Annotated in this window: 5 protein-coding genes; 1 reads left to right on the top strand and 4 read right to left on the bottom strand. The window is 64.0% G+C overall.

Annotation, left to right across the window (positions count from 1 at the left end):
* A partial coding sequence (locus tag DBR22_RS24005; protein WP_181365259.1) for a hypothetical protein occupies nucleotides 1-482 on the top strand: 482 nt, incomplete at its 5' end.
* Nucleotides 483-558: 76 nt separating this feature from the next.
* Here DBR22_RS24005 and DBR22_RS19605 read toward each other — a convergent pair.
* The 4 genes from DBR22_RS19605 to DBR22_RS24830 form a co-directional block, all read right to left on the bottom strand.
* Entirely contained in the window at nucleotides 559-1,008 is a 450-nt protein-coding gene (locus DBR22_RS19605; protein ID WP_108600378.1) for an ester cyclase, read from the bottom strand.
* Nucleotides 1,009-1,070: 62 nt separating this feature from the next.
* A complete protein-coding gene (locus DBR22_RS19600) occupies nucleotides 1,071-1,520 on the bottom strand; it encodes an ester cyclase (protein ID WP_108600377.1) in 450 nt (149 codons plus the stop codon).
* 131 nt (nucleotides 1,521-1,651) lie between these two features.
* On the bottom strand, nucleotides 1,652-2,050 hold the full coding sequence (locus tag DBR22_RS19595) for a DUF1304 domain-containing protein (RefSeq protein WP_108600379.1): 399 nt from the start codon (nucleotides 2,048-2,050) through the stop codon (nucleotides 1,652-1,654).
* A gap of 117 nt (nucleotides 2,051-2,167) precedes the next feature.
* Nucleotides 2,168-3,351 (bottom strand): glycoside hydrolase family 3 C-terminal domain-containing protein (locus tag DBR22_RS24830; RefSeq protein ID WP_258229322.1); only part of this gene is annotated, 1,184 nt, incomplete at its 5' end.

Below are 3,351 nucleotides of genomic sequence, written 5' to 3'. Positions count from 1 at the left end.
GGTTAACTCCGACGGCGCTGCTCTATTATCTGGGCTTCCTCGCCCTGGCGGTGGTCAACGCAGCGGTGTTCCGGTGGGTGGTGCTCAGCACCCGAAAGGGCAAGCCTGTTCCTGCCGCCGCCACGGCTGGTCCTGCCACGCCGCCGGAATCAGCGGCGGAGCAGGCGGCAAGGCCACGCGGTGTCAACGAGAACGCACAACAACTTTGGTGGGCCGTCCCGCTGGCTGTGGGGCTGAGCCTTCCGCAATGGCTCGTGGCCAGCTTGATGTGGTGCGGGGTCAGCGGATGCAGCGGCGGGGGATTCGGGGTGTCTTCCGGGAGCGAATGGGTGGCGGTCATCCTGAGCGTGGTCAACGGCCTCATTTTCGCGGTGGCAGTTTTTGCCGTGCGCTGGCTGTATCCGGCCCGCAAGCGGGCCCTGATTGCCGTGGCGGCCGGGACGCTGTTCGGGCTCCTGGGTGCCGCGGTAACGCACGGGTAGAACCGCGGACGGCCGGTTCGGGTAAAGCGGCGGCTGGCAGGCAAGTCCGCGTTGCCCGCCGGCCGCGCGCAGTATTTCAGTGGCTGGACAGTTGTTGAGTCATGGATTCGGGCAGCAGTCCAAGCTGTGCCATGAACTCCAGCTGGTCAAAATAGAAGTGGTGGGAGACGCAGACTCCCTCTTCGACCCGGCCGACGTCGCAGCTCCTGACCCTGATTTTCTTGCCGGTGGGGGGCATGCTTTCCCCGCCGCCAAGCTTCAGCGCCCCGGTATTGGTCCCGGTGACGATGCCCTCGTCGATGGCAGTGTTACCGGACTCATACTTCTCCACGGACTCGTAGTGGACGTCCGGGAATGCCTCCCAAAGCTGGAACAGGTAGTTGGTGACTTTGTCACGCCCGGTGAGCTGGCCCTCGTCAGGGGTGACGATCACGACCTCGTCGGCGTAGCACCGTGCCATCAGGTCTCTGTCCTTGGTATTCATGGCCGTGGTTATCCGGTCCATGACCTCGCGTGCCTGACCCATTTTTTCGACCTCCATTTATTAAGGGCGGCCGCACGGAAGCGTGCGCCGCCAACAGCATCCATTCAGTGGCTGGACAGTTGTTGAGTCATGGATTCCGGCAGCAGTCCAAGCTGTGCCATGAATTCCAGCTGGTCAAAGTAGAAGTGATGGGACTTGATCTGTCCCCCTTCCACTTCGGCGATGTCGCAGCTCCTGAGCCTGATCTTCTTGCCGGTGGGCTGCAACGTTTCACCGGAGGGCATCCTGATGGGCCCGGTGTTTGTCGCGACGACGTAGCCTTCATCGATTGCCACATCCCCGGACTCGTGCTTGGCCGTGTACTCATACTTGAAGTCCGGGAACGCCTCCCAGAAGTGGAAAAGGTAGTTGGTGATTTTGTCACGCCCGTTGATCTCGCCTTCGTCAGGGGTAGAGATGACGGCCTCGTCGGCGAAGCTTCGCGCCAACATGTCCCTGTCCTGTGTGTCCATGGCCGCGGTAAACCGGTCCATGACCTCGCGTGCCTGTCCCATTTTCGACCTCCATTGAGTTAAGGGCGGCCGCACGGAAGCGTGGGCCGCTTCGTGGTTTTGGCTCTTATGGGGGAGCCAATTTAAGTACATGCCCGCCGCCCTGGAGTGTCAACGAACGGGGCTACCCTGCCTCAGAACGGCAGTGCGATGAGTGCCAGCAGGGCCGGGACCACGGAGCCGAGGGTGCTGGGGATGCTGTCGCCCTTTTTGGGATAGTGCCCCAGCCAGTCCGCGAGCGCCATGGTGGACCCGCTGAGCACCATGTTCGCGCAGCAGTAGACCACCAGCGTGTAGCCCACCACCACGTAGCCCAGGTTCACGGCGATCACCCCGGCGAGGACTCCCAGGCCGATCAGGAGGTTGCGGAACCCGGTGGGGATGGCCCACATCATCACCGCCGGCACGTTCTGCGCGGGGGTGCTGAGGAAGCTCTGCGCTGCCGGGTGCTTCAGGAAGAAGCTTTCCAGCGGGAAAACAGCGATATAGATCAGCGCGGCGAGTATCGCGAAGAGCTGGGATACGGCGTTCATGCTGGAAATGTACGACGCCGGTACCAACGGCCGCGATCCCCTCACCGGGGGTTCCGGGCAGCAGGGCGGATCCCCTGTTCGGGGGATTGCGTCGCCGCGTGCCTTCCGGGTGCCCAGCTAGGGCGCAATCCGGAACTCTGCCGAGAGCATTTTTGGGTCGCGGGAGTGCTGGCCCACAAGCAGTGTGAAAGCCCCGGGTTCGACGATGCGTTCGCTGTTCTGGTCGACGAGTGAGCAGGATGCGGCTGGAAGTACCAGGTCCACCTCTACCGACTGGCCCGGCATGATCTGGACCTGGGTGAAGGCCTTGAGTTCACGTTCTGCCCACGTCACGCTGGTGATGACGTCCGCGATGTACACCTGCACGGTTTCGAGGACCGGCCGCGAACCGGTGTTGCTCAGTGTCACCGTGGCCTCCACGCGCCCGTCAGCTGGGACCACTCCCGAGTGGACGCGAAGGTCCGTGTACTCGACGGTGGTGTAGCTCAGCCCTTCGCCGAAGGCGAAGAGGGGCTGCTGTGAGAGGTCTGCGTAGCGGTCGCCATGCTGGCCCCGGACCTGGTTGTAGTAGACCGGAAGCTGTCCGGCGTGGACCGCGAACGAGATCGGGAGCCTGCCTGCCGGTTCGATCAGTCCCAGGACGAGTTCGGCTACCGCCTGTCCGCCCTTCATGCCGGGGTTGAAGGCTTCGATGACGGCAGCGGCGTCGAGGACGGATGGCGGCAGGACCGACGGTTTTGACTGCACGAGCACAACGACCACGGGGACTCCCGTCTCGACGAGCCGTTCGACCAGTCCGATCTGGCCACCCATGAGTTCGAGGGTGGCTGTTGATTTGGTTTCGCCGGCGAGGGCCACAGTGTCGCCGATGACAGCAACGACGTAGTCGGCGCTGCGTGCGGTGGTGAGCGCCTCTTCGAGCAAAGTGGCGTCAGGGCTGGCTGCCAGGAACAGCGGTGGCCGCGGCTGGCCGTCGGGGTAGGTGGGCCCGGCGGGGTCCGGTACCAGCTGCCCGATGTCCGCTCCTCTGGCGTATGTGACCGTCCAATCCTCCGGTACCGTGGCGCGGAATCCGTCGAGCACCGTTGTGGTCAGGTGCCGTGGATGGCCGTCCGGCAGCCAGTTCACTTGGCCGGAAGCGCCCGCCCAGTCGCCCAGCTGGGCATGCGGGTCATCCGCGTTGGGGCCGATCACGGCGATGGTCCGTGGGCTGCCGGATCCTCCGGCCCGGCCGTTGCCGGAGGGAGACAGGCCGCCGTCCAGGGGCAGTGTTCCATCATTTGTGAGCAGAACAAGTGACC

Origin of the sequence: Arthrobacter sp. HMWF013 (assembly GCF_003061105.1) — a bacterium.
Classification (GTDB): domain Bacteria; phylum Actinomycetota; class Actinomycetes; order Actinomycetales; family Micrococcaceae; genus Arthrobacter.
This window is presented reverse-complemented; position numbering and strand designations above follow the sequence as displayed.

Bases quoted from the DNA above. Each gene is read 5' to 3' on its own strand.
- DBR22_RS19605 (WP_108600378.1), bottom strand. From the start codon at position 1,008: ATGGGTCAGGCACGCGAGGTCATGGACCGGATAACCACGGCCATGAAT.
- DBR22_RS19600 (WP_108600377.1), bottom strand. From the start codon at position 1,520: ATGGGACAGGCACGCGAGGTCATGGACCGGTTTACCGCGGCCATGGAC.
- DBR22_RS19595 (WP_108600379.1), bottom strand. From the start codon at position 2,050: ATGAACGCCGTATCCCAGCTCTTCGCGATACTCGCCGCGCTGATCTAT.